27 protein-coding genes and 1 pseudogene are annotated in these 24,461 nt (G+C 63.1%); 18 read left to right on the top strand and 10 right to left on the bottom strand.

The window, feature by feature from the left end:
* Positions 1-27 precede the first annotated feature (27 nt).
* From BBG20_RS15835 to BBG20_RS15795, 9 genes are all read right to left on the bottom strand, one after another.
* Complete coding sequence (locus BBG20_RS15835) at positions 28-675, bottom strand: glutathione S-transferase family protein (RefSeq protein WP_065904955.1); 648 nt, start codon at positions 673-675, stop codon at positions 28-30.
* 139 nt (positions 676-814) lie between these two features.
* Entirely contained in the window at positions 815-1,411 is a 597-nt protein-coding gene (locus BBG20_RS15830; RefSeq protein ID WP_065904952.1) for a cysteine dioxygenase family protein, read from the bottom strand.
* 16 nt (positions 1,412-1,427) lie between these two features.
* Positions 1,428-2,252: an amino acid ABC transporter ATP-binding protein gene (locus tag BBG20_RS15825; protein ID WP_065904950.1), complete on the bottom strand. Its 825-nt coding sequence runs from the start codon at positions 2,250-2,252 to the stop codon at positions 1,428-1,430.
* Positions 2,239-2,922 (bottom strand): amino acid ABC transporter permease, encoded by a 684-nt coding sequence (locus BBG20_RS15820; protein ID WP_065904948.1) that lies wholly within the window; start codon positions 2,920-2,922, stop codon positions 2,239-2,241. Before BBG20_RS15820 ends, BBG20_RS15825 begins: the two co-directional genes overlap by 14 nt.
* A complete protein-coding gene (locus tag BBG20_RS15815; protein ID WP_065904946.1) occupies positions 2,912-3,637 on the bottom strand; it encodes an amino acid ABC transporter permease in 726 nt (241 codons plus the stop codon). The genes BBG20_RS15820 and BBG20_RS15815 overlap by 11 nt, the downstream gene beginning before the upstream one ends.
* Complete coding sequence (locus BBG20_RS15810) at positions 3,634-4,836, bottom strand: aminotransferase class I/II-fold pyridoxal phosphate-dependent enzyme (protein ID WP_065904944.1); 1,203 nt, start codon at positions 4,834-4,836, stop codon at positions 3,634-3,636. Before BBG20_RS15810 ends, BBG20_RS15815 begins: the two co-directional genes overlap by 4 nt.
* Complete coding sequence (locus tag BBG20_RS15805; RefSeq protein ID WP_065904942.1) at positions 4,833-6,254, bottom strand: FAD-binding oxidoreductase; 1,422 nt, start codon at positions 6,252-6,254, stop codon at positions 4,833-4,835. The genes BBG20_RS15810 and BBG20_RS15805 overlap by 4 nt, the downstream gene beginning before the upstream one ends.
* On the bottom strand, positions 6,247-7,053 hold the full coding sequence (locus tag BBG20_RS15800; RefSeq protein WP_065904940.1) for a transporter substrate-binding domain-containing protein: 807 nt from the start codon (positions 7,051-7,053) through the stop codon (positions 6,247-6,249). Before BBG20_RS15800 ends, BBG20_RS15805 begins: the two co-directional genes overlap by 8 nt.
* Positions 7,054-7,055: 2 nt before the next feature.
* On the bottom strand, positions 7,056-7,877 hold the full coding sequence (locus tag BBG20_RS15795) for a transporter substrate-binding domain-containing protein (protein ID WP_065904939.1): 822 nt from the start codon (positions 7,875-7,877) through the stop codon (positions 7,056-7,058).
* Positions 7,878-8,120: 243 nt separating this feature from the next.
* Between BBG20_RS15795 and BBG20_RS15790 the strand changes: the two genes are divergently transcribed.
* The 14 genes from BBG20_RS15790 to BBG20_RS15725 all read left to right on the top strand — a co-directional run bounded on the left by BBG20_RS15790 (position 8,121) and on the right by BBG20_RS15725 (position 20,850).
* Positions 8,121-8,972 (top strand): LysR substrate-binding domain-containing protein, encoded by an 852-nt coding sequence (locus BBG20_RS15790; protein WP_065904938.1) that lies wholly within the window; start codon positions 8,121-8,123, stop codon positions 8,970-8,972.
* Positions 8,973-9,235: 263 nt separating this feature from the next.
* Positions 9,236-10,330: a methyl-accepting chemotaxis protein gene (locus BBG20_RS15785; protein WP_065904937.1), complete on the top strand. Its 1,095-nt coding sequence runs from the start codon at positions 9,236-9,238 to the stop codon at positions 10,328-10,330.
* 43 nt (positions 10,331-10,373) lie between these two features.
* Positions 10,374-10,739, top strand: coding sequence for a response regulator (locus BBG20_RS15780; RefSeq protein ID WP_065904936.1), 366 nt, complete (start codon positions 10,374-10,376; stop codon positions 10,737-10,739).
* A 4-nt stretch (positions 10,740-10,743) separates the two neighbouring features.
* Complete coding sequence (locus tag BBG20_RS15775) at positions 10,744-11,061, top strand: STAS domain-containing protein (RefSeq protein WP_065904935.1); 318 nt, start codon at positions 10,744-10,746, stop codon at positions 11,059-11,061.
* Between the two features lie 2 nt (positions 11,062-11,063).
* Positions 11,064-13,043: a chemotaxis protein CheA gene (locus BBG20_RS15770; RefSeq protein WP_065904933.1), complete on the top strand. Its 1,980-nt coding sequence runs from the start codon at positions 11,064-11,066 to the stop codon at positions 13,041-13,043.
* 19 nt (positions 13,044-13,062) lie between these two features.
* Entirely contained in the window at positions 13,063-14,697 is a 1,635-nt protein-coding gene (locus BBG20_RS15765; RefSeq protein WP_065904931.1) for a methyl-accepting chemotaxis protein, read from the top strand.
* An 11-nt stretch (positions 14,698-14,708) separates the two neighbouring features.
* On the top strand, positions 14,709-15,236 hold the full coding sequence (locus tag BBG20_RS15760; RefSeq protein WP_065904929.1) for a chemotaxis protein CheW: 528 nt from the start codon (positions 14,709-14,711) through the stop codon (positions 15,234-15,236).
* Positions 15,237-16,049 carry a CheR family methyltransferase gene (locus tag BBG20_RS15755; RefSeq protein ID WP_065904927.1) on the top strand — a complete coding sequence of 271 codons (813 nt, stop codon included), beginning with the start codon at positions 15,237-15,239 and terminating at the stop codon, positions 16,047-16,049.
* Complete coding sequence (locus tag BBG20_RS15750; RefSeq protein WP_065904925.1) at positions 16,046-16,537, top strand: chemotaxis protein CheD; 492 nt, start codon at positions 16,046-16,048, stop codon at positions 16,535-16,537. Before BBG20_RS15755 ends, BBG20_RS15750 begins: the two co-directional genes overlap by 4 nt.
* Positions 16,534-17,586 (top strand): protein-glutamate methylesterase/protein-glutamine glutaminase, encoded by a 1,053-nt coding sequence (locus BBG20_RS15745; RefSeq protein ID WP_065904923.1) that lies wholly within the window; start codon positions 16,534-16,536, stop codon positions 17,584-17,586. The genes BBG20_RS15750 and BBG20_RS15745 overlap by 4 nt, the downstream gene beginning before the upstream one ends.
* A 116-nt stretch (positions 17,587-17,702) precedes the next feature.
* On the top strand, positions 17,703-18,359 hold the full coding sequence (locus BBG20_RS15740) for a response regulator (protein WP_065904921.1): 657 nt from the start codon (positions 17,703-17,705) through the stop codon (positions 18,357-18,359).
* A 249-nt stretch (positions 18,360-18,608) separates the two neighbouring features.
* Entirely contained in the window at positions 18,609-19,049 is a 441-nt protein-coding gene (locus BBG20_RS15735; protein ID WP_065904920.1) for a GNAT family N-acetyltransferase, read from the top strand.
* Positions 19,046-19,639, top strand: coding sequence for an FMN-dependent NADH-azoreductase (locus tag BBG20_RS15730; RefSeq protein ID WP_065904919.1), 594 nt, complete (start codon positions 19,046-19,048; stop codon positions 19,637-19,639). Before BBG20_RS15735 ends, BBG20_RS15730 begins: the two co-directional genes overlap by 4 nt.
* 59 nt (positions 19,640-19,698) lie before the next feature.
* The gene (locus BBG20_RS15725; RefSeq protein ID WP_065904918.1) at positions 19,699-20,850 is read left to right on the top strand and encodes a MalY/PatB family protein; all 1,152 of its coding nucleotides are present in this window, start codon (positions 19,699-19,701) and stop codon (positions 20,848-20,850) included.
* 130 nt (positions 20,851-20,980) lie between these two features.
* Here the strand turns inward: BBG20_RS15725 and BBG20_RS15720 are convergent, their stop codons facing one another.
* Complete coding sequence (locus tag BBG20_RS15720; protein WP_003173733.1) at positions 20,981-21,196, bottom strand: TOBE domain-containing protein; 216 nt, start codon at positions 21,194-21,196, stop codon at positions 20,981-20,983.
* Positions 21,197-21,515: 319 nt separating this feature from the next.
* On the opposite strand from BBG20_RS15720, the gene BBG20_RS15715 reads away from it, so the two are divergent.
* The 4 genes and pseudogenes from BBG20_RS15715 to BBG20_RS33035 all read left to right on the top strand — a co-directional run.
* Positions 21,516-22,487 carry an aliphatic sulfonate ABC transporter substrate-binding protein gene (locus tag BBG20_RS15715; protein ID WP_065904916.1) on the top strand — a complete coding sequence of 324 codons (972 nt, stop codon included), beginning with the start codon at positions 21,516-21,518 and terminating at the stop codon, positions 22,485-22,487.
* Between the two features lie 10 nt (positions 22,488-22,497).
* Complete coding sequence (locus BBG20_RS15710; protein ID WP_065904914.1) at positions 22,498-23,325, top strand: ABC transporter permease; 828 nt, start codon at positions 22,498-22,500, stop codon at positions 23,323-23,325.
* Positions 23,322-24,035, top strand: coding sequence for an ABC transporter ATP-binding protein (locus BBG20_RS15705; protein WP_065904912.1), 714 nt, complete (start codon positions 23,322-23,324; stop codon positions 24,033-24,035). Before BBG20_RS15710 ends, BBG20_RS15705 begins: the two co-directional genes overlap by 4 nt.
* A gap of 37 nt (positions 24,036-24,072) precedes the next feature.
* Positions 24,073-24,461 (top strand): annotated as a pseudogene (locus BBG20_RS33035) (hypothetical protein); the annotation flags it as partial.

Here is a 24,461-nt window from a genome sequence, read left to right as displayed (position 1 = left end):
GGAAGTCCCAACAAAGTAAGAAAAGAGTTACTGCAACGCCAACGAACGTTCGCCCGGTGCCACTTCGCGCCCCTTGGCATAGGCACGCTGCACCGCCGGCCGCGCCTGGATGCGCAAGCGCCAGGCCTGGATATGCGGGTAGTCCGCCAACTGCTGGCCCTGGCGCAACGGCTGGATCCACGGAAAAATCGCCATGTCTGCCACCGAGTACTCGCCGGCCACATACGGCACTTCGGCCAGGCGCTGCTCTAGCACCCGGTACAGGCGCGTGGCTTCGGCGTTCAACAGGTCGAGGGCGAAGGCAATCGGCTCGGGGGCCTTCTCCTTGAACAGCTGCAACTGGCTGAGATACGGGGTGATATGCCCGACCTGCCAGAACAGCCATTCCTGGACCTTCTGCCGCTCGGCAGTGCCGGCCGGTGGCAGGAATTGCCCGGCGCTGTCGGCCAGGTAATTGAGGATCGCGCCGGACTCGAACAGGCTCAACGGCACCTCGGGACGGTGGTCGACAATCGCCGGGATACGCCCGTTGGCGCTGATGCGCTGGAAGTCGGCGTGCTTTTGCTGGCCTTCCCGGATATTCACCGGCACCAGGCGGTAATCCAGGCCCAGCTCTTCGAGCAGGATCCCGACCTTGAGGCCGTTGCCGGTGGGCCAGTAGTACAGATCAATCATAAAAACCCCGCCCTTTGATCATTCCCACGCTCTGCGTGGGAATGTCGTTTGGGACGCTCTGCGTCCCGGTGTCTGGCGTGACGCAGAGCGTCACAACCTGCGTTCCCACGCAGAGCGTGGGAACGATCCTCAGGAGTGCTTACAAATACGCCTTGATGGAAGGCGCCATCTGCGAGGCGTTGTAGTTGAGGATGCGGCCGTCCGCTTCCACGCCATACCGGCCGTTCAGCGACTCCAGCGGCAAGCCGTAGAGGTGGAAGTGCAACGTCGCCTGCTCGCCTTCAACCTTGATGCCGTGCAGGTCTTCACCGAGGAACGAAATCGAGGTGCCCGGTTGCACGATCACTTCTTTCTCAAGCGTCAGGGTAGTGAAGCCCGGCTCACGGCCTTCATCACTGCGGGCGTAGACGTAATTGATTTCCTGGCCTTCCACCGCACTGATGATTGCCCACGTCTCGTGGTTATGCGCGATTGTGCTTTTGCCCGGCAACAGCGAGTTGAGGTACAGCGTCGGGGTGTCGCCATCGTCATTCAGGCGATAGCGGAACGCGGTACTGCCCTGCCCCGGCACCGGCGCGGGGAATTCATCGAAGTTGAACAGGTCGCGCCGCTCGGCGAGGTTTTCCAGCAGGCCGACGATTTCCACCAGGGCCGCGCGGTCTACGCCGCGCTGGTTGATGACGCGGATTTGCTGCAGGAACGCTTCGATAACAGCAGCACGGTTTTCGCTACTCATGACGGTTTTCCTCTTATCAGACTGACAGGCTGTAACGGCTCAAATTGGTCAACAGGTACGGATCATGGGCGATCGGGCCACGGCGCCCGGAGTCGCCCAGGGCATGGCGCAGGAACGTCTGGGTGCGTTCGCTGGCCGGGTTCTGGAAAATCTGCGCGGCGCTGCCATGCTCGACAATCACACCGTTTTCGGTGAAGTACACGACGTCGCTGATCTCTTCGGCGAAGCGCATTTCGTGGGTGACCAACACGCAGGTCATGCCCTCCTCGGTCAGCTCGCGGATCACCGTCAGCACTTCGCCGACGGTTTCCGGGTCGAGTGCCGAGGTCACTTCGTCGAACAGGATCAGTTCCGGGCGCATCGCCAGGGCACGGGCAATCGCCACGCGCTGCTGCTGGCCGCCGGAGAGCTGGCCTGGATAGGCATCGGCCTTGTGCTCCATGCGCACCTTGGCCAACAGCGCCCGCGCGTCTTTTTCTGCATCGGCACGATTGCGCCCGAGCACCTTGCGCGGGGCGATCACCAGGTTCTCCAGCACCGACAAGTGCGGGAACAGGTTGTATTGCTGGAACACAAAACCGACGCGCTTGCGCAACTCGATGCGCTGGGCCTCCTGGGCCAGCGTGTCGACCTGGGTCTGGCCCACGCGGATGCTGCCGCGCTGGGGCTGCAACAGCCCGGTGATGCAGCGCAGGATCGTGGACTTGCCCGAGCCCGACGGGCCGATGATCGACACCGCCTGGCCGCGCAGCACCTCAAGGTCAATACCCTTGAGCACGGGGTTGGCGCCGAACGACAGGTGGACATCCCGCAGGCTCACCAGGGGTTCAATAGAAGGCATAGCGGCGCTCCAGGTGTTGGGTGAGACGGGAAATCGGGTAGCAATAGGCGAAGAACAGCACCAGCAGGCTGAGGTAGATCACCACGGTAAAACCGGTCATGTTCACGGTGTTGCTGGCAATCTGCGCGGTGTCGATCACGTCATGCACGCCCACCAGCGACGCCAGCGCGGTGCCCATGGTGACCACCGCGTAGAGGTTCATCCACGGCGGCAACATGCGCTTGAAGCACTGCGGCAGGATGATCGAACGGAACAGCTGGCCACGGGTGAACGCCAGCGAACGCGCGGCTTCCCACTGGGTGCTGGGGATCGAGCCGATGGCGCCGCGAAAGATTTCCGCGACGTTGGCGCTGGCCGGCAGGGCCAGGCCTATCGTGACCTTGATCCAGTCGGGAAACGACACGTAGCTGCTGCCGATATGAATCTCGAACGGAAACACGTAGGTGGTGAAATAGATCAGTACCAGCCACGGCGCATTGCGAAATACCTGCACCCACAGCCGCGCGACAGCCGCCAATGGCGATAGCGCCAGCGCGCCGATCAACAGGCCCAGCACCGAACCAATGCCAATCGCCAACAGGCTGATAAGGATGTTCTGGCCAAAGCCTGCAACCAGCGCCGGCGACCATTGCAGCAAGGCCGACAGCACCGGGAATGAATCAATGGCCATAGCCGGGCATCCTCAGGCGCGCTTCGAGCCAGCGCCCCACACAATTGACGATTAAACTCAGCAGGCCGAAGAAGCTCAGGATCAGGATCATCAGTTCCAGCACGTTGTCGCTCTGGGTCCAGATCATGATCGCGGCGTAGGTGATGTCACCCACCGCAATCGCCGAGGCCACGGCGGTCATCTTCACCAGGTCGATCAGGTTGTTGATCAGCGACGGCAAGGCAAAACGCAGGGCCAGCGGCAACTGCACATTCCACAATAATTGACGGCTGCTGAAGGCCAGCGAACTGGCGGCTTCGAGGGTCACGGCGGGCACCGCCTCGATGCCGGCGCGCAGGGCCTCGGCATGGAATGCGCCCTTGTGCAGGGAGATGACGATCACCACCCAGGCGAACGGCGTGAGCGGGTTGGCCGCGCCGACCGCCTGGGTCAGCAGCATGTTCAGCACCAGGAACGCGCAGTACAGCTGCACCAGGGTCGGCGTGTTGCGCGTGACCTCGATAAACACCCGCGCCGGCTTGGCCAGCCACGGGTTGCCGGACGTCAGCATCGCCGCCAGGCTGATACCCGCGAGCAGGCTGCCGATAATGGTGAACAGGCACAGCAGCCCCGTGGTCAGCGCGCCCTGCACCAGCGTGCCGCGCTGATAGGCATCCAGCAGAAAGTTGTAGTTCAGGCCGATACCGGCAGCCCAGTGGACGAACAGCTCCATCATTGCAACTTCCCGCAGGCGGTCGCGATCCGCCGCCCTGCTTCGGCGACACTCTCGGTCGCGGTGGCAATCGACAGGCGAAACCACGGCGACAACCCATAGGCGCTGCCTGCCACCCCGGCCACGCCCTCCTCCAGCAACCAGGCGACCACGTCGCCGTCGTTGTCGATGCGCTGGCCATCGGGACGAGAACGCCCCAGCAGCCCGGCGCAACGCACGAAGACGAAGAAGCCGCCCTGGGGTTCCAGCACTTGCAGACCATCGACGTTTTCCAGCGCGGCGACCAGGATGTCCCGGCGCAATTGATACGCCGCAACCTGCTCGGCGAGAAAATCCAGCCCGCCGGTGTACGCCGCCAACGCCGCCGCCTGGCCAACCGAAGAAGCACCGGAGGTCGATTGCGATTGCACCACCGCCATGGCGTCGGTGAGGGTTTTCGGCCCCGCGCCAAAGCCGATGCGCCAGCCGGTCATGGCGTAGGTCTTGGACACGCCGCCCACCAGCAGGCACCGGTCCTGCAGGTCCGGTGCGACGTTCAACAGGCTCTGGGCCGGGCGACCGTCGAAGCGGATGTGTTCATACAGTTCATCCAGCAGCACCAGCACCTGGGGATGGCGACGCAGCACCGCGGCCAACGCCTGCAGCTCGGTGGTGCTGTACACCGCGCCGCTGGGGTTGCCCGGGCCGTTGAGAATCAGCCAGCGCGTGCGCGTATTGATGTGCTGTTCCAACTGGGCCGGCAGCAGCTTGCAGCCCTGCGCCAGGCCGCACTCGATCAAGACCGGCTCGCCCCCGTTGAAGCGCACGCTGTCGGGAAATGACGGCCAGTACGGCGTCGGCACCAGCACTTCATCGCCGTCATCCAGGGTGGCGGCGAAAGCATTGAAGATGATCTGCTTGGCGCCGTTGGCGATCACAATCGACGCCAGCGGATAATCCAGGTGGTTTTCTCCGGCCAGCTTGCGCTGCACCGCCACCCGCAAGGCCTTTACGCCCGGCGTCGGCGTGTACTTGGTGGCACCCGCAGCGATGGCCGCATAGGCGGCCTGCTTGATGTGCTCCGGGGTGTCGAAGTCCGGCTCGCCGGTGGTGAGGTCGAGGATGTCACGACCGGCCTCCCGCAGTTCGGTGGCGCGGGACTTGGCGGCGGCATTGGCGGACAGCGACACTCGCTGCACGCGCCGGGACAGGCGTACGGTCATGGCTGCACCTCGAGGACTTTGCCGGGATTGAGCAGGTTGTGCGGGTCCAGCGCCTGCTTGATGCGGCGCATCAGGTCCAGTTCCACCGCGCTTTTATAGCGACCGAGCATGCCCACCTTGCGCTGGCCGATGCCGTGCTCGGCACTGATCGAGCCGCCATGCGCGTGGGCGCTGTCGTGCACCATCGCGCTCAACTCGGCGTACTGCGCCATGTGCGCCTCCACCGTCGAATCGAGAGGATGCGCCACGTTGTAATGCAGGTTGCCGTCGCCGAGGTGGCCGAAGGTGAAGTTGCGCACGCCGGGGAAATGCTGCTGGAGCACGGCATCCGTGTGCGCGACGAAAGCCACCACCTGGGAAATCGGTACCGAGATATCGTGCTTCATATTGCGCCCGGCGCGCTTTTGCGCCTCGCTCATGTTCTCGCGCAGCAGCCACAGCGCTTCGCTTTGCGCCAGGCTTTCGGCAATCAGCGCGTCTGCGATCAAGGCCTGCTCGAAGGCTTCACCGAGCACACGTTCAAAGGCTTCGCGGGCATGCTGTTCGCCGTGGTTGTCGGAGAGTTCGATCAAGGCAAACCACGGCTGGCTCGCGCCCTTGAACGGCTGCGGGCCGTCCGGGAACTGCTCGCGCAGCAACGCCAGGCAATCGGCGCTGAGCAATTCGAAGGCCGTGAGATTGGCGCCAAAACCGGCGCGGGCGTGGGACAGGAACGCCACGGCCTGGGCCAGTTGATCAAAGGCCAGCAACGCGGTGGCCTGGGCCAAGGGCTGCGGGAACAGCTTCAGGGTGGCCGCGGTAATAATACCGAGCGTGCCCTCGCTGCCAATGTACAAATCGCGCAGGTCGTAGCCGGTGTTGTCCTTGCGCAGACCGCGCAGGCCGTGCCAGATCTCGCCTTCGGCGGTCACCACCTCCAGGCCCAGGGTCAACTCGCGGGTGTTGCCGTAACGCAGCACGGCGGTGCCGCCGGCATTCGTGCCGAGGTTGCCGCCAATCGTGCAACTGCCCTCGGCACCGAGGCTCAGGGGGAACAGGCGACCGGCAGCGCGGGCCACGTCCTGCACGTGTTGCAGGATGCAGCCAGCTTCCACCGTGAGGGTGTCATTGTCGGTATCGACCTGGCGCACGCGGTTCATGCGGTCGAGCAGCAGCAACACCGAACGCCCGCTGGCATCCGGCGTGGCACCGGCCATCAGGCCGGTGTTGCCACCCTGCACTACGATCGGCGCCTTCAACGCCACGCAGGCGCGCACCACCGCCGCCACTTCTTCAGTGTTGGCCGGGTGCACCGCCGCAATCACCTGCCCGGTGTAGCGCCCCTGTTTGTCGGTGAGGTACTGCGCCGCCTCGTCACTGCTGTGTACATGGGCCGCGCCGAGCAGTTGTTGCAAGGTGGCGAACAACGCATCACTCATGGCTGTAGTGCTCGTGCAGGTCGCGCAGGGCCTGGGACGGCGCCATGCCGGTACGCTCGCCGAGGGCGATCAGGAAGCCGCTCTTGTGCCAGTCGCGCACAATGGCATCGAGCTTGGCCTGGGTGTCGTGTTCGCCCTTGCGAATCCAGATCACCGATTTGGACGGGATCACGTCGCCCGGCAACGGGATCTCATAACCGGCCCACTCGGCATCGCTGAGCAATGCGTGCATGGTCGGGCTGACGTGCACCGCCGCCACGCAGCCATTGCCGCGCAGCGACAACAGCGATTCGGACTGGCTGCGGAACGCCTTGATCTGGGCGCCGTAGGTCTCCTGCAGTGGCTTGATGAAGTTGCTGCCCTGGGACACGCACACCGGCTTGTCCTTGAGGTCGGCCCATTGGGTGATGCCCGCGCCCTTGCGAATCAAGGCCGCGCCGCCGACTTCTTCATACGGCGTCGGCACGTAGTCGAGGATCTCGGCGCGCTCTTCGGTGAACTGCATATTGGCGATCAGGATGTCGACCTTGCCCTGCTGCAGGAACTGCACGCGGTTGGGCGCCAGCACCGAGACTGTCCGGGTCTCGACGCCCAGCGCCTGGCCAATGCCCTTGGCCAGTTCGACGTTGTAGCCCAGGTGCTCGCCGGTCTTCGGGTCGAGGGTGCCGAACGGCGGCCCACTGAGGATCACACCGACGCTGATGGCGTGGCGCTGCTGGATCTTGTCGAGGGTAGCGTCGGCGTGTGCGAAGCCGGCGCACAGGGCCAGGCCGAGTGCGGCCAGGGTTTTGATCTGCATGCTCAGGCGCCCTTGAACTGGTTTTGCAATTCCACCAGGGCCGGCGACGCCGGGCTGATGCGGTTGCGGGTCTGGGCGTCGATCAGCCAGCCACTGCGGTGCAGTTCCTTGACGATCGGGTCGAGCTTGGCCTGGGTATCGTTTTCGCCGCGACGGGTCCAGATCACCGACGGTGCCGGGTTGAGTTCCGGGCTGATCGCGCGGTAATCCTTCCATTCGGCGCTATCGTTGATCAGCGGGTTGATCAGCGTGGAGTCATGCACCGCCGCCACGCAGTTGTTGCCACGCAGCGCCAGCAGCGATTCGGAGGAGCTCTTGAACGCCTTGATCTGCGCGCCGAACTCGGTCAGCGGCTTCACATAGCTGCTGCCCTGGGAGGTGCAGACGGGCTGGTCCTTGAGGTCTCCCCAACGGGTGATCTTGCTGTCCTTGAGCACTGCGGCGGTGCCGCCGATACGGTAGAACGGGGTCGGGACAAACCCGAGGATTTCACCGCGCTCGGCGGTCCACTCCATGTTGGCGATCAGCAGGTCGACCTTGCCCTGTTGCAGGAACTGCACGCGGTTGGCCGGCAACACCGGCACCAGTTGCACCTGGGCCTTGAGATGACGCCCCAGCTCGTTGGCCAGGTCGACGTTCAAGCCCTTGGGCTGTTGCGTGGCCGGGTCGATGCTGCCGAACGGTCCGCCGGACAACAGCACGCCGACCACCAGCACATGGCGCTGCTCGATCTTGTCCAGGGTCGCATCGGCCTGCGCCGCCACACTGCCGCCCAGGGCGATCATCGACCCAAGGGCCACCGGCAACCATTTCTTCAACATCATTGGACTTCCCCCTGGCTAATGATCGGCGTACCCCGACCTGATGGAGGGGCATGCTAGGGAGTGTGCAGGGGCAACGGAAATGCAAATATCTCATATCGTTATAACTTGCCGTATCAGCACGACCTGCAGTTTCGGCATAACCCATGTTTTACTGGGCGCGGTAAAAATCTGCTTCACGCATACATAAATATCTGTAATGTTTAACTTCACACCCTTGATGTAAAACCGCCCCTGGAACCGGCCATGTCGACCCTCGACCTTGAACTCCTGCGCACCTTTATCGCCGTGGTCGACCACCACAGCTTCGCCGAAGCCGGCACGCACCTGTCTCGCACCCAATCGTCCGTGACCCAGCACATGCAGCGCCTGGAGCAGCAAGTGGGGGTCAGCCTGTTCGAGAAGCGCGGCCGGCAGAAACAGCTGACCGAGCCGGGCCTGCAGCTGCTGCGGCATGCGCGGCAGATGCTGTCGCTGAATGACGACGCGCTGAATTCGCTGCGCGAAAGCAGCCTGAGCGGCGTGCTGCGCATTGGCTCGCCGCACGATATCGCCGACACCATCCTGCCGCCGATCCTCAGCCATATCGCCCGTTCCGCGCCGCGTCTGCGCCTGGAAATCGATGTGGGCCGCAGCCCGTTCCTGATGGATGACCTGCACCGCGGCAAGGTCGACATGGTGATTTCCACCCGCTCCGACCCCAACCTGGAAGGCTTCGCCCTGCGCACCTCGCCGGTGTGGTGGATCTGTTCAGCGCAGTACATTCATTCGCCGAGCGAGCCGTTGCCGCTGATCCTTGTCGATGAGCCGAGCATCTATCGGCGCTATGCGCTGGAGGCCCTGGAGGGGGCGAACATCCCCTGGCGCCAGGCGTACCTGGCGTCGAACTTGATCGGCATCAAGGCCGCCACTCGCGCGGGCCTGGGCGTGACGCCACGGAGCATGGAGATGCTCGGGCCGGACATGCGCGTGCTCGGCGAAACGGATGGATTGCCGCGCTTGCCGGAAGTCACCTACTACCTGTGGATCCGGCCGAATACGGCAAACCCGATTGCGCGCAAAGCGTATGACCTGATCCGGGGCAGCCAAGGCCTGTGAGGGAGGCCTGGCTCGGCGTGAGCGACCCTTACGCCGAAACCCTACTCCAAACTCCCTGCCCTGCCTGCACCCCGCAATCGACGCTGCTCTTGCAACCCTTGGGTGCAACGCTTTTTACCTGATCGACCGGTCGACTTGTTACCCGCCCAAAGCCCGCTTGGTTTTGTAGGACATAACCTACGGATTAAGGGTTGTCCTTATACTGACATCATTACGCCATCGCTATCATCCGCCGATCTGACACCCTGCAACGGAAGCTGGCGATGCGCATTTACCTTGGGGCCTGGCTCGGCCTCGCATTGGCAACCATCGGATTGGTTGTACCCGTCCACCTGTTACCCCACGCCGGACTGTTGCTTAGCAGCCTCGCCCTGCTCGCCCTGCGCCCGAGAAAAACCGCCAGAGCCGCTGCTACCAGTCATTCCCAGACGCCGGTCGATTCGGTTGTGACCCACGCCAGCGCTGGCGACTGGCAACTGATCGAGGGCGTCGCCCCGAGCTGGCGCGACAGCCTGGGGCAAACGCGGGCATTGCTGCAAAGCAATATCGGCGAGCTGTTCCAGCGTTTCCACAACATCGCCCAACGCCTCGAACAGAGCCTCGACAACTCCAACGACGTGCTCGGCAACGGCGGCGTCGGCGAAAGCCTGCGCGATGCCAACCAGCGCCTGCACGAAGTCACCGAATCGTTTCGCGCCAGCAGCCAGCGCCAGCATGCACTGCTCGACACCATCAGCCACCTGGACAGCTACGCCAGCCAGTTGCAGCACATGGCCCGACGGGTCCAGGAGATTGCCAAGCAAACCAACCTGCTGGCGCTGAATGCGGCTATCGAGGCGGCTCGGGCCGGTGAGTACGGCCGCGGTTTTTCGGTGGTCGCCGATGAGGTGCGCAAGCTTTCCACGCTGTCGGCCGAGACCGGCCTGGCCATGGATGAGAAGGTCGGCGAGATCACTCACGCGATCCAGACCACCATCGAGGCGGCCGCCGAACTGGGCACCAGCGAACAGAGCAACCTGGATTTCCTCAGCCAGTCGGTGAGCGGCGTGATGAGTCGCCTGGGCGACAACCTCAACCAGTTGTCCGACGCCTCCCACGCGCTGCAGCACGATGCCCGCGAAACCCAGCACGACATCCAGGCAATCATGGTCAGCCTGCAGTTCCAGGACCGCACCGACCAGATGCTCGAACACGTACAGAGTGACCTGCAGGACCTGCTCGACGCCATCGTCGCCAACGACCCGAGCCTGCACGACGCCCCTGCCTGGCTGGACCGGCTACGTCAGCGTTTTACCACTGATGAAGAACGCCATGGCCAGCCCAAGACCCCTTCCAGCGCCGAAGTGACATTTTTCTGAGGCGACGACTTTCCAGTTAATTTCACTTTCGAGGGAGCCGAACATGGCCAAGACCATACTAATCGTCGATGACTCGCAGTCCATGCGCCAACTGGTCAAGATGACCCTCACCGGCGCCGGCCACCAGGTCCTTGAGGCCTGCGACGGGCGCGATGCACTGACCAAGCTGACCGGGCAAAAGATCAACCTGATCATCAGCGACGTGAACATGCCGAACCTCGACGGCATCGGCCTGGTGAAAGCGGTCAAGGCGCGCAACGAATACCGCTTCACGCCCATCATCATGCTCACCACCGAAAGCGAACAGTCGAAAAAAGCCGAAGGCCAGGCAGCCGGCGCGAGGGCCTGGATCGTCAAGCCGTTCCAGCCGCAGACCCTGTTGGCGGCCGTCGAAAAGTTGATGGGCTGAGCCCATGTTCACGCTGACCCCTTCCGCTTTCGGCGGCCCGACGCGCATTCGTATCGACGGTGACCTGAGCATTTATCAGGTCAGCGAGGCGCGTGATGCCTTTGTCGCGCTGTTGCCGCTCAACGCCGACGCCTGGCAGCTTGACCTGGCCGGTATCGGCGATTTCGACAGCGCCGGCCTGCAATTGCTGCTGGTGATCCAACGCACGCTCAGCCAGGGCGGCAGCCCGGTCACCGTGGTCGATGCCGCCCCAGCCGTGCGCGAAACCCTCGCACTGCTGCGCCTGGAATCACTGTTTCCCAACGCTCGGATCGAGGATTGACCATGCTCACTGGCGAACAGTGGAACCAATTGCTCCAGGGCTTCCTGAGCGAAGGCCGGGACTTGCTCAAGGATGCCGAAGACAGCCTGCTTCAACTGGAAACCGCGCCCGAAGACAGTGACGCGGTCAACGGCTTGTTCCGCGCCGTGCACACGTTGAAGGGCTCGGCGGGTATTTTCTCGCTGACACCGCTGGTCAATCTCACCCATCACCTCGAAAGCCTGCTGATGCAAGTGCGCGACAGCCAGCGCACGCTCAATGAAGACCTCACCTCGTTGATGCTGCGCTGCATGGACGAACTGCGGGGGATGCTTGAAGCCGTCGACCCCGCCACCGGCGAGATGCACACCGACCTGGCCCAACAGGCACTGTTGCTCGACGCCCTCGCCCAGGCGCGTGGCCTGAGTGACGACACGCCCGTCGTCGACAGCGTGCCGGCCGCGCCGACTGTCGGCGCCAATGCGCAACTCTGGCAACTGTCGATCGACTTCAGCGAGGCGCTGTTGCGCAACGGGTTCGACCCGGCAGCCTTCCTGCGTTACCTCAGCCGCCTGGGCGAAATCGTCACCCTGCACACCCGCACCGATCGGCTGCCGGGCCTCGACAGCTTCGACCCCGAAGCCTGTTACCTGGGCTTTACCTTGACCCTGCGCAGCGCCGCGAGCCGCGAGGAGATCGCCGACGTCTTCGACTTCATCGTCGACTTCTGCACCCTCACCCTCGAACCCTGCACTGACCCTGCGCCCACCCTGGCCGCGCCCGCCGAAAAAAAATCGCCGGCCCGCGACCGCCGTCCGCAAGACACCAGCATGGTCAAGGTCCCTGCGCACAAGCTCGATGAACTGATCAACCTGGTTGGCGAGCTGGTCATCAGCACCGCCGGTGCGCAAATGCAGGCCAAACGCACTGGCGACAATGCGTGTATTGAAAGCGCCTTGGCCGTGCACCAGCACGTCGAGCAGATCCGCGAGAGCGCGCTGAAACTGCGCATGGTCGAGGTCGGTGAAACCTTCAATCGCTTCCACCGCGTGGTCCGCGATGTCAGCAAGCAACTGGGCAAGCACATCCAGCTGGGCATCCGTGGCGGCGACACCGAGCTGGACAAAACCGTGATCGACAAGATCGCTGACCCTCTCACCCACCTGGTGCGCAATGCTATCGACCATGGCATCGAGTCGGCCGCCGAACGCCTCGCAGCAGGCAAGCCTGCCGAGGGCAACCTGCAGCTCAACGCCTACCATGACTCCGGCATGATCGTGCTGGAAATCAGTGACGACGGGCGCGGCCTGAATACCGCGCGGATTCGCGAAAAAGCCATCGGCAAAGGCCTGATCGAGGCCGACGCGGTGCTCAACGAGGCCGCGATTCACCGGCTGATTTTCGAAGCCGGCTTTTCCACCGCCGAACAGGTGTCCGACCTCTCCGGGCGCGGCGTTGGCATGGACGTGGTGCGCAGCGCCATCGAGCAATTGCGCGGCAGCATCGAGATCGAGTCGCAGCAAGGCCTGGGCTGCTCCTTCCGGATTCGCCTGCCGCTGACCCTCGCGATCATTGACGGCTTTCACGTGGGCGTGGGCCAGGACAGTTTTGTCATCCCGCTGGACATGGTCACCGAATGCATGGAGGCCAGCGCCGCGTCGCTCACCAGCCAGTACGGCTACCTCAACCTGCGCGGCACGCCGCTGCCGTGCATAGCCCTGGATCAACACTTCGGGCTGCCCGCAAGCACTGCCCGGCGCCGCAATATCGTGGTGGTCAGCCAAGGCCGGCAGCACGCCGGATTGATCGTCGACCACCTGTTGGGCGAGCTGCAAACCGTGATCAAGCCACTCGGCCAGATGTTCCAGCACCTGCGCGGCATCAGTGGCTCGACCATCCTCGGTTCCGGGCAAGTGGCGCTGATCCTGGATGTGCCCAGCCTGTTCCGACAGCTGCAGGCCCCTGCCGCCCTCGACGTATCCCTTTTAGAACCCCTTGCCTAGCCTTTTCAGGAGAAACCGCATGCAATTTGTTCGCAACATGAAGATAGGCATCCGACTCACCGCCGGTTTCCTGGTGGTCGTCGCGTTGACCGCGATCATCGGGTTTATCGGCATCCGCAACCTCGAACAGGTGAATGGCCTGTCCGACCGCATGTACGAGCTGGACGTCACGGGCTTGAGCACTCTGCAGGAAGCCAATATCCAGCTGATCGTCGCCGGCCGCTCGATGCGCCAGAGCCTGTTGTCGACCAACCACGCGGCGCGTGAGCAGGCGGCGAACCAGGCCAAGGCCGCGCTGGATAGAACCCGCACGCTGATCAACAGTGCACGCGCCAGCTTTATCACCAAGGAAGGCATGGCGCAGATCGACCAGCTGGAAACGCCGCTTAAGGACTACGAAAACCTGGTGCACCAGGTGTTGACCCTGCATCAGCAATCCAGCCAGTTGCAGGAGACCAGCGACGTCACCGACCTGCTGCCCAAGGCCGTGGTCAGCGGCGAGCAGATCGACCGCCTGATCGGCGAAGTCAGCCGCTACAAACAGGAGCGCGCCAAAGAGGCCAATCAGCAAATCTCCGATATCGCCGACCGCTCGCGCCTGCAAATGATCGCGCTGGTCCTCGCCGCCACGCTGTTTGGCGTGGTCATTGGCGTGCTGGTCACGCGCAGTATCACCAAGCCGCTCAACGGTGCGGTGGCCGCCGCCAACCGCATGGCCGCCGGCGACCTGAGCCAGGACCTGCAGGCAGACAGCCGCGATGAAACCGGCCAGTTGCTCGCTGCCATGCAAAACATGACCGAGCGCCTGCGCAGCATCCTCGGGGATGTGCGCAGCTCCGCCGATTCACTCTCCTCGGCCTCCGAACAAGTCAGCTCCACCTCGCAGTCACTGAGCCAGGCCGCCAACGAACAGGCGGCCAGCGTCGAGCAGACCAGCGCCTCGGTCGAGGAGATGTCGGCGTCGATCGCCCAGAACACTGAAAGCGCAAAAATCACCGACGGCATTGCCGGCAAAGCCGCCAACGACGCGGTGCAAGGCGGTGGCGCGGTCAGCGACACGGTGCTGGCGATGAAGCAGATTGCCGACAAGATCAGCATCATTGACGACATCGCCTACCAGACCAACCTGCTGGCGCTCAACGCTGCCATCGAAGCGGCCCGCGCCGGTGATCACGGCAAAGGCTTCGCGGTGGTCGCCGCCGAAGTGCGCAAGCTCGCCGAGCGCAGCCAGGTGGCGGCCCAGGAGATCGGTCAAGTCGCCTCCAGCAGCGTGCACCTGGCCGAACAGGCTGGCCGCCTGTTGAACGAAATCGTCCCGAACATCCAGAAAACCTCGGACCTGGTGCAGGAAATCACTGCCGCCTCGCAGGAACAAAGCAGCGCCGCCGGGCAGATCAATATTGCCATGGGCCAGATGAACCAAATCACCCAGCAAAACGCCGCCGCCTCGGAAGAGCTTGCCGCCACCGCCGAAGAAATGAACGCCCAGGCCGGACAATTGCAGGAGCTGATCGGCTTCTTCCGCTTCGAACAGGACGGCCCCGCACTCAAGCGTGGCCTGCCGCGCAGCCAGGACAACTACCCCAGCGCGTCGCCAAGCTGGTCCAAGGGCAGGACGACGGTCGATGAAGGCCAGTTCGTCAGTTTCAATTGAGCACCGCGCCCATGACTTCTCTTGCCAACCAACGTTTTCAAACCGTCGACTCACTGGCCGAACCCCTGAGCATCCAGCACTTGTCGTTTCGCGTGCGTGACGCGGACTATGCGCTGCCAATCGAACTGGTGCGCGAGATCATCGAGTACGCACAAGTGACGGCCGTGCCGATGATGCCGGCGTTTATCCATGGCGTGATCAACCTGCGCGGCAATGTCGTGCCGGTGCTGGACCTGGCTGCGCGCTTTGGCTTCGAGCTGACCCGCGCGGGCAACCGCACCTGCATTGTCATCATCGAACTGGCCTTGAGCGACAGCACCCAGGCCATCGGCCTGGTCGTGGATGCCGTCGACGCGGTGCTCGACATCGACCCGCAGCAGGTGGTCCAACCGCCGCCGTTCGGCGCCGGGATCCGCACCGATTTCATCGCCGGCATGGCCCGCAATGAACAAGGTTTCACGATCATTCTCGATATCGCCCAGGTATTGTCGCTGGATGACATCGCGCAATTGAGCCTTGCCGTCACGAACGGCCTTTGAATGTCTGCACTTTTAACCCTGCCGAAACTCGCCGAACACGAGTTTCGCCGCTTGCAGAAACTCATGGCCGAGGCGTCGGGCATCCAGTTGGCGCCCAACAAACGCCCGCTGGTCGCCGGCCGCCTGATGAAGCGCCTGCGCCACTATCGGCTGGGCAGCTACGCCGATTACTTGCAGTTGCTCGACAACCCGTTGTTCATCAAGGAGCGGCGGCTGGTGGTGGATTTGCTCACCACCAACGAAACGTACTTTTTTCGTGAGCATCCGCACTTCGATTTCTTCGGCGAATGGTTGGCCCGCCAGCGCGGACCGCAGAAGATCTGGAGTGCCGCCTGTTCCTCCGGCGAAGAGCCTTACAGCCTGGCAATGGTTGCCAGCGAAAACGCGCGCACGCAGGACTGGTCCATCGTCGCCAGCGACCTGAGCCAAAGCATGCTCGCACGGGCCCGCGACGGCATCTATGACATGGCCCAGGCCAAGTATTTTCCCGAGGGTTGGCTCAAGCGCTATTGCCTGAACGGCGTCGGCGACATGAGCGGGCGATTTCGCGTGCAGGCCGCGCTGCGCGAGCGCATCACCCTGCGTGAGATCAACCTAACGCAACCGCTGCCAGAGGCACTCGGGCCTTTCGACGTGATCTTTTTGCGCAACGTACTGATCTATTTCAACAACGAAGAGAAACAGCGGATTGTCCGGCGCCTGATTACCCAGCTGCGCGTCGGCGGCCTGCTGTTTATCGGGCACGCGGAAAGCATCCACGGCTTTGATCTGCCGATGCGCCTGACCTGCCCTTCGGTCTACGAGCTTTTATGAAACCTTCGATATTCCTGCACCCCGGCGATTACTTCTTCGGCACCCACGACGGCGTGGTCACCACCTTGCTCGGCAGCTGCGTCGCGGTGGTGCTGTGGCACCCACACCGACGGCTGCTGGCGGTCTCGCACTTCCTGCTGCCCAACGATCCGGGCGCAGGCACACGCCTGGACACCCGTTACGGCGAGTCCGTGTTCAAGCGCATCCACGCCGACATGACCCGTCACGGCACGCAACCTACTGAGTACCGCAAAGGCATTTTCGGCGGTGGCAGCCTGGTGCGCTTCGAAGGCAACCCACGGCGCCGGGTCGGCGCCGGCAACAGCGCTTTTGCGCGGGAACAGTTCAGCCTGCGCAATTGGTCGGTCGACGCCTGGGACCTCAACGGCGACCATTACCGGCGCCTGCAGGTCAACGGCCGCAGCGGGGCAATCGAGTGCCTGCGCAACGGCCTGCCGTCGCCGCCGGTACGGAGCCTGCCGCGATGATCAAGGTGTTTATCGTCGACGACTCGGCGCTGGTGCGCCAGGTGCTCACCAGTTGCCTGGCCAGCCACCCACGGATCACGGTCATCGGCCAGGCGGCCGACCCGCTCTACGCCATCGAGAAAATGCGCCGCGACTGGCCGGACGTGCTGGTCCTCGACATCGAAATGCCGCGCATGGACGGCCTGACCTTCCTGCGCCAGCTCATGCGCGAACGTCCGACGCCGACCATCATCTGCTCGACGCTGACCGAGCAGGGCAACAGCGTCGCCGTCGAGGCGCTGTCGGCAGGCGCCGTGGGCGTATTCACCAAGGCGCGGCTGGGGCTCAAGCAAAGCCTGGAAGCGTTGTCGGCCGAGTTGATACGCAAGATCGAGGACGGCGCCAAGACCCGTCCACGCGCCCTGCCCGCGACGTTGACGGCGCCTGGCGAGGACAGCCGGATTGCACCGGTCAACCGGCTGCGCACCACCGAAAAAGTCGTCGCGCTCGGCTGTTCCACCGGTGGCACGCAAGCCCTCGAATTTGTCTTGCGCCAATTGCCACGTGACTGCCCGGGGATTGTCATCGTTCAACACATGCCGGAAAAATTCACCGCCGACTTTGCCCGGCGCCTGGACAAGCTCTGCCAGATCGAAGTGCGCGAGGCCAGGCATCTGGATCGGGTGCACAGTGGCCTGGCATTGTTGGCCCCCGGCGGCCTGCATATGCAACTCAAGCGCAGCGGTGCGCACTACCAGGTCGAGGTTGTGGACGGCCCGCCGGTTAACCGGCATAAACCTTCGGTAGACGTGCTGTTTCGTTCGATCGCCAGGCATGCCGCGCCCAGCGCCTTGGGCATGATCATGACCGGCATGGGCGACGACGGCGCGCGCGGGCTGCTGGCAATGCGTGAAAATGGCGCGCAGACCATCGCCCAGGATGAAGCCAGTTGCGTGGTCTTTGGCATGCCCAGGGAAGCGATCAAACTGGGCTCGGCCCAAGCCGTTGAACCGTTGAATAAATTCTCCCGCTTGATCCAGGAGTTTGGCGATAACGCGCGCCACGGCTGAAAAGTCTTCACACTCTGCGACCTGCGCGTTAACCCCTGTAGACACGGACGCTACACAGTAAATTACAGCAGCGAGATCAACGCTGCCTCTTGTCTCTGCGATTTGGGCTGAAGCCTATGCGTTGTCGAATCCTTGTAGCGAATATATATCCCCTGTTACGTGCCGGCCTGCGTGCACTCCTGGAGCAAAAAGAGCCCTACGAAGTCATCGCGGAAGCCGACAGTGAAAGCACCACCCTCGAACTCGCCTCGAGCCTGCAGCCGGACATTATCGTGTTCGACATGGATATCGAACGGGTTGCCTGCATGAAACTGCTCAAGAGCCTGTCGATCAGCGCGCCGGCCAGCCGCATCCTGATGATCTCGACCCACAAGGATTCCAGCTTCGTGATGCAGTGCCTGCAACTCGGCACCAAGGGCTATCTGTTGAAAAGTGCCAGCGTGCTTGAGCTCGAACTCGCGCTGGAGGCGCTCAAGAGTGGCGGCCAGTACCTGTCGGTGCCGGTTGTGTCGTTGGTGGTCAGCCAGGCCGTCAAGCAGACTCGCGAAGAAACCAAGCCCATCTCGCACTCGAAACTGACCGTGCGCCAACTGGAGATACTCCGGTTGATCGCCCGCGGCGAAACCACGCGCAATATTGCCCAAGGCCTGCGGCTGAGCATCAAGACGATCGAGGCACATCGCTCGCAGATCATGCATCGCCTGCACATCCATGATGTCGCCAGCCTGGTGATGTTTGCGGTACGCGAAGGGATCGTGCAGATAAACGACTAAGACCGGCCTCCCCGACCGGCGATCCGGCTCCGCCACGCACGCCCCGCGCACTGCACTTCAACGCCGCCCCACAGGCGCTACGCCTGATCATGTCCCAGGCCACTTGTCCATTCATGCCCCTGTTGGTTCGCCTGGCTACCCGCGAAAATGGCGCCTCTCTTGCGTGCCACCAGGAACTGCCCATGCCTTCTCGCCTCAACAATGCCCCCGCCACTTGCGCCAGCCAGGCGCGCCAGGAGCACTTCAACCATGCATGAGTCTGTCGAGTTCGTAGCGATGCAAACCGAGGCCGAGTGCATCGCCAGTTTTGCGCTGATGCAGCAACTGCGCCCTCACCTGACCGACGCCAGCGCCTTCGCCGCGCAGGTCCAACGGCAACGGCAAAACGGCTACCACCTGTTGGCCGCGCGCGAGCACGGCAAGGTGATTGGCCTGGCCGGCTACCGGCTGACGGAAAACACCCTGTATGGCCGGTTTATCTACGTCGATGATTTAGTCGTGGACGCCGCCCTGCAGCGTCGACGCCTGGGCGAACAACTGCTCGAGCGGGTCCGCGAAGAAACCCGCGCCCGTGGCTATCGCTGGTTGGTGCTGGACACCGGCATGCACATGGCCCTGGCCCAGCGTTTCTATTTCCGCCAGGGTCTGTTGCCGCTGGGCATGCATTTCTCCCAGGACCTGAGCCAATGACCCGCGCCCTGTTGCTGAGTTTCAGCCCGCATGGCAAGGCGGCCCAGACCTTCAAGCTGGCCCGTGCGCTGCTGCGCGACCTGGTACCGGACGCCGCAGTGACAGAGCGCGACTATGGCGGCCAGGCCCTGCCACCGTTAAGCCGCGAATACGCCAACGCCCTCACCACCCCGGGCGGCTTGAGCGGCAGCGCCACCGCGCGGTCGGAGGAGTTGATCGTCGAGCTGGAGGCCTGCGACCTGCTGGTCATCTGCACCCCCGTGCATAATTTCAGCGTGCCGGCGGCGCTCAAGAGCTGGATCGACCATGTGGTGCGCATCCAGCGCAGCTTCACGGTGAATGCGCAGTTCGAAAAAGTCGGCTTGCTCAAGGACCGCCGCACCTTTGTGCTGGTCAGTTCCGGCAATGCCCGCAAGGGCCATGAGCCGGACTTCCTGACGCCGTACATGCACGCCATCCTCGCCACGGTGGGTATCCACACGGTGGATTTCATCTACCTCGGCGCGATGGTGCGTGGCGCGGAAGCGGTCAACCGCGCGCTGGAACTTGCCCACCGGCAACTGTCCGAGGCAATCAGCTCTGGCCTATAAAAATAATGGCGCTAGAATCAGCGCCATTCTTGCGCCCGCCTCCCTGACACGAGCCTCCCATGAGCTTTGATTTCGACACGATCCACCCCCGCCTCGGCACCGGCAGCACCAAGTGGAACCGTTATCCGTCCGACGTTTTGCCGATGTGGATCGCCGACATGGATATCGCCGCGCCACCTGCGGTGCTGCAGGCGCTGCGCGCGCGCCTCGACCAGCAGATCCTCGGCTACAGCGTGGCCGGTCCGGATGTGCGCGAAGCCATTGTCGCCGACCTGTGGGCCAAGTACGCCTGGCGCGTGCAACCGGAAGAACTGCTGTTTTTGCCCGGCGTCGAACCGGGCTTCAATATGGCGCTGCACGCCTTCGTGCAACCCGGCCAGCCGGTGGTGCTGCAGACCCCCAACTATCGCCCGATCCGCTTGGCGCCGGGGCACTGGAACCTGCCGCGTATCGAAGTGCCGTTCGAATTGATCAACGGTGAATACCTGACCCCGCTGCCAGCCCTGCGCCAGGCACTCGACGGGGCCGGCGCGCTGCTGTTGAGCAACCCGCACAACCCGATGGGCAAAGTCTTCCCGCGCGAAGAACTGCTGGCCGTGGCCACTGCCTGCCTGGAACACGGCGCGCTGATCATCAGCGACGAGATTCACGCCGAGCTGTGCTTCGACGGCCGCCGGCACATCCCCACCGCCAGCCTCAGCCCAGAGATCGCCCAGCGCACCATCACCCTGATGTCGGCGAGCAAGGCCTATAACGTCGCCGGCCTGAAGACCTGCTTTGCCGTGGTGCAGAACGCCGAGATTCGCGAGCGCTTCAACCAGGCGCGCTGCGGCATGGTCGACAGCGTCAGCCCCCTGGGCCTGGAGGCCACCCGCGCCGCCTACAGCCAGTGCGGCGACTGGCTGGAGGCGCTGGTCGGGTACCTGCAAGCCAACCGCGACTACCTGCTCGACGCGGTCAACACGCGCCTGCCCGGCGTCGTCATGCACGCCCCGCAGGGCACCTACCTGGCCTGGCTGGATTGCAGCGCCCTGGGCCTGGACGACCCGCAGCAGTTCTTCCTCGAACACGCCAAGGTCGGCCTGAGCGCAGGGATCGAATTCGGCGACGACAGCCAGCAGTTCGTGCGCCTGAACTTCGGCTGCCCACGCTCGATGCTCGAAGAAGGCCTGCAACGCATGGAGCATGCCTTGCGTCACCGCCGGGGCTGATTCGCGACGTTGACGGTACGCAAAAAAAATGTGGGAGCGGGCTTGCTCGCGAATGCACCGGGACAGTTAACGATGGGTTGACTGACACACTGCCTTCGCGAGCAAGCCCGCTCCCACATTTGTATGGGGTTCACAATTTGGCGATGGATACTTCGGTGGACTTCACAAACGCAATCACTTCACTGCCGACCTTCAATTCCAGATCGCGCACCGAGCGGGTGGTGATCACCGAAGTGACGATACCCGACGCGGTTTGCACGTCGATTTCGGACACCACTTCGCCCAGCAGGATCTCCTTGATCACGCCCTTGAACTGGTTGCGCACGTTGATCGCTTTAATGGTCATGTCGGGTTTCCTTTTGGCTGTTGGGTCAATCCGCACGAATGCGCAGGCCCTCAAAATGCGCTATCACGGCGAACATTAAAAGGAATAAATAACTCTTTATTTATATGTTTTAGAAATATACCAACTGTTCGCCTGCCAACAGTGGTTCAACAATCTGCTGCACCCACCAACAGCCTGACCTGTCCAAACCCCAGCAAATCCGGCCTCGCGCAAGATGGCACAGAGACTGCATATTCCTATAAAGCATGATGGAACATGCCATCTCAGTTTTCTGAATATAAGAAAAGCCTTCTCTCAACGCCTTGTCCGGAGCTGTTCCATGAAACCTTTGACCCACCGTCTACTCGGCGCCTGTGCCCTCGCCCTGTGCCTGCAATCGCCGGCCTTCGCCGCCGAGACCGACCCCGCCGAAGTCAACCTCGACTACGCCTACTACTCCCCCGTCAGCCTGGTGCTCAAACACTTCGGTTGGCTGGAACAGGCCCTGCCCAAGAGCAAAGTCGGCTGGGTCCTGAGCCAGGGCAGCAACCGTTCCCTGGAGTACCTCAACAGCGGCGGCGTGGACTTCGCCTCCTCCGCCAGCCTCTCGGCAGTGTTGAGCCGCGCGAATGGCAGCCCGATCAAATCGGTGTACGTCTACAGCCGCGCCGAGTGGACCGCCCTGGTGGTGCGCAAGGACTCGCCGTTCAAGAGCGTGACCGACCTCAAAGGCAAGAAAATCGCGGCCACCAAAGGCACCGACCCGTACCTGTTCACCCTGCGCAGCCTGCAATTGGCCGGGCTGAAAAAAGACGACGTCGAGTTGGTCCACCTGCAGCATCCGGATGGCCGCACCGCGCTGGAAAAAGGTGACGTCGATGCCTGGGCCGGTCTCGACCCGCACATGGCCGCCAGTGAAATCCAGGCCGGCTCGCGCCTGCTCTACCGCAACAAAGACTTCAACAGCTACGGCGTAGTCAGCGTCACCGAAAAATTCGCCAAGGAGCACCCACAGACCATCACCAAAGTACTCGGCGCCTATGAAAAAGCCCGCGACTGGGCAGTGAAGCACCCGGATGAATTCGCCAAGCTGCTCGCCGACGAATCCGGCCTGCCGTTGGAAGTGGCCAAGCTGCAACTGTCGCGCACCGACCTCAGCACCCCGCTGCTGAGCAGCAAGGATGTGCAGTCGTCCAAGGCCGCTGCGCCGATCCTGGTGTCCGAAGAGTTGGTCCGCAAAGGCGTGAATGTCGACCAGGTGATCGACCAGTTGATCGATACCTCGTTCGGCCAAACCCTGCCCAAGCCATAAGGGGTCTGTGATGACCAGCAAAACCCAAGCACTGCCGCTGCCTGCGCCGCTGATCAACCCGCGCAGCGCCTGGCCGCGCCGGCTCAAGGGGCTGGTGTTGCCGGTGGCGATCCTGTTGATCCTCGAAGTGGTCGTGCGGGTCGGCTGGCTGCCCTCCTACCAGATGCCGGCGCCAAGCGAGATCGCCGTGACCCTCACCGACCTGGCCGAAGGCGCGTTGTGGAAGCACATCAGCGCCAGCCTCGGCCGGGTATTGCTGGGCTTTGCCATCGGCGCCAGCCTGGCCCTGGTGTTCGCCGCCTGGGTCGGCCTCAGCCGTGAGGCCGAGGCCTATCTGGAACCGACCTTCGCGGGCCTGCGCTCGATCCCGAGCCTGGCCTGGGTGCCGCTGTTGCTGCTGTGGCTGGGCATCGATGAAACCTCGAAAATCGTGCTGATCGCGATTGGTGCGTTCTTCCCGGTGTACCTCAACGGGGTGGCGGCGATCCGCGATATCGACCGCAAGCTGGTGGAGGTCGGGCAAATGTACGGCTTCAGTCGGCGCCGGCTGGTGCGGCGCATCCTGCTGCCCGCCGCCCTGCCCGGCCTGTTCACTGGCTTGCGCAGTGGCCTGAGCCTGGCGTGGATGTTTCTGGTGGCGGCCGAGCTGATCGCGGCGACCAAGGGCCTGGGTTACCTGCTCAGCGATGGGCGCGAAACCTCGCGGCCGGACATCGTGCTGGCGGCAATCATCGTGCTCGCACTGTTGGGCAAGGTCAGCGACGGCCTGCTCGCCGCGCTGGAAAAACGCTGCCTGGCCTGGCGCGATACTTTCAATGGCCAAGGAGCGCAACCATGAGCCAGCCGTTATTGGAGATTCGGGTGGAGCGTAAAAGCTTCGCCAGCACCACCGTGTTGAAAGACGTGCGCCTGGCCTTGCGACCTAGGGAAGCCGTGAGCCTGCTAGGCCCCAGCGGTTGCGGCAAGAGCACCTTGCTGCGCATCGTGGCCGGGTTGGAAAAGGACTTCCAGGGCGAACTGCGCAGCCCCGATGGCGAAGTGGCGTTCGTGTTCCAGGAACCTCGGCTGATGCCCTGGCTCACCGTGGAACAGAACATCGGCTTCAGCGACGACAGCCACTACGACAAGGCCTGGGTCGCGCAGTTGATCGAGGAAGTCGGCCTCAAGGGGTTCGCCCAGGCGCTGCCCAAGGCGCTGTCCGGCGGCATGGCGCAACGCGTGGCCATCGCACGCGGCCTGTATTCACGTCCGCAGGTGTTGCTGCTGGATGAGCCGTTCAGTGCGGTGGATGCATTCACGCGCATGAAACTGCAGGACTTGCTGCTGCAACTGGCCGCGCACCATGCCATCGCACTGCTGCTGGTGACCCATGATGTGGACGAGGCGCTGTACCTGAGTGACCGCGTGCTGGTGATGGACAACCGCCCGAGCAGCATCCGCCAGGAACTGACAGTGGAGCTGCCGCACCCACGGGACCGACGCGACCCACTGCTGGCCCGGCTCAAGGTCGAGTCGCTGACTGAGCTGCAACGGGCGCATGTGATTTGACGGTGATGGCGATGGAGGGAGGGGTTGCTGGTCTGTCGTGGCCACAGAGCTTTATGTGCCTGCTGGGCTCATTGTGACTTCTGGAATTTCCGGGGCTGATGAACTCATTGTGAACCCTGGAATTTCTGGGTCTGATGAACTCATTGTGGCCCCTGAGATTTCTGGGGCTGATGAACTCATTGTGGCCCCTGGCATTTCTGCGGCTGATGAACTAATTGTGGCCCCTGGCATTTCTGCGGCTGACGACCTCATTGTGCCCCCTGGAATTTCTGGGGCTGATGAACTCATTGTGTCCCCTGGGATTTCTGGGGCTGATGAACTCATCGTCACCACTGAAATTTCTGGGGCTGATGAACTCATTGTGCCCCCTGGGATGTCTGCGGCTGATGACCTCATTGTGCCCCCTGGGATTTCTGCGGCTGATGA

Source organism: Pseudomonas aylmerensis, assembly GCF_001702265.1.
Lineage (GTDB): Bacteria > Pseudomonadota > Gammaproteobacteria > Pseudomonadales > Pseudomonadaceae > Aquipseudomonas > Aquipseudomonas aylmerensis.
This window is presented reverse-complemented; position numbering and strand designations above follow the sequence as displayed.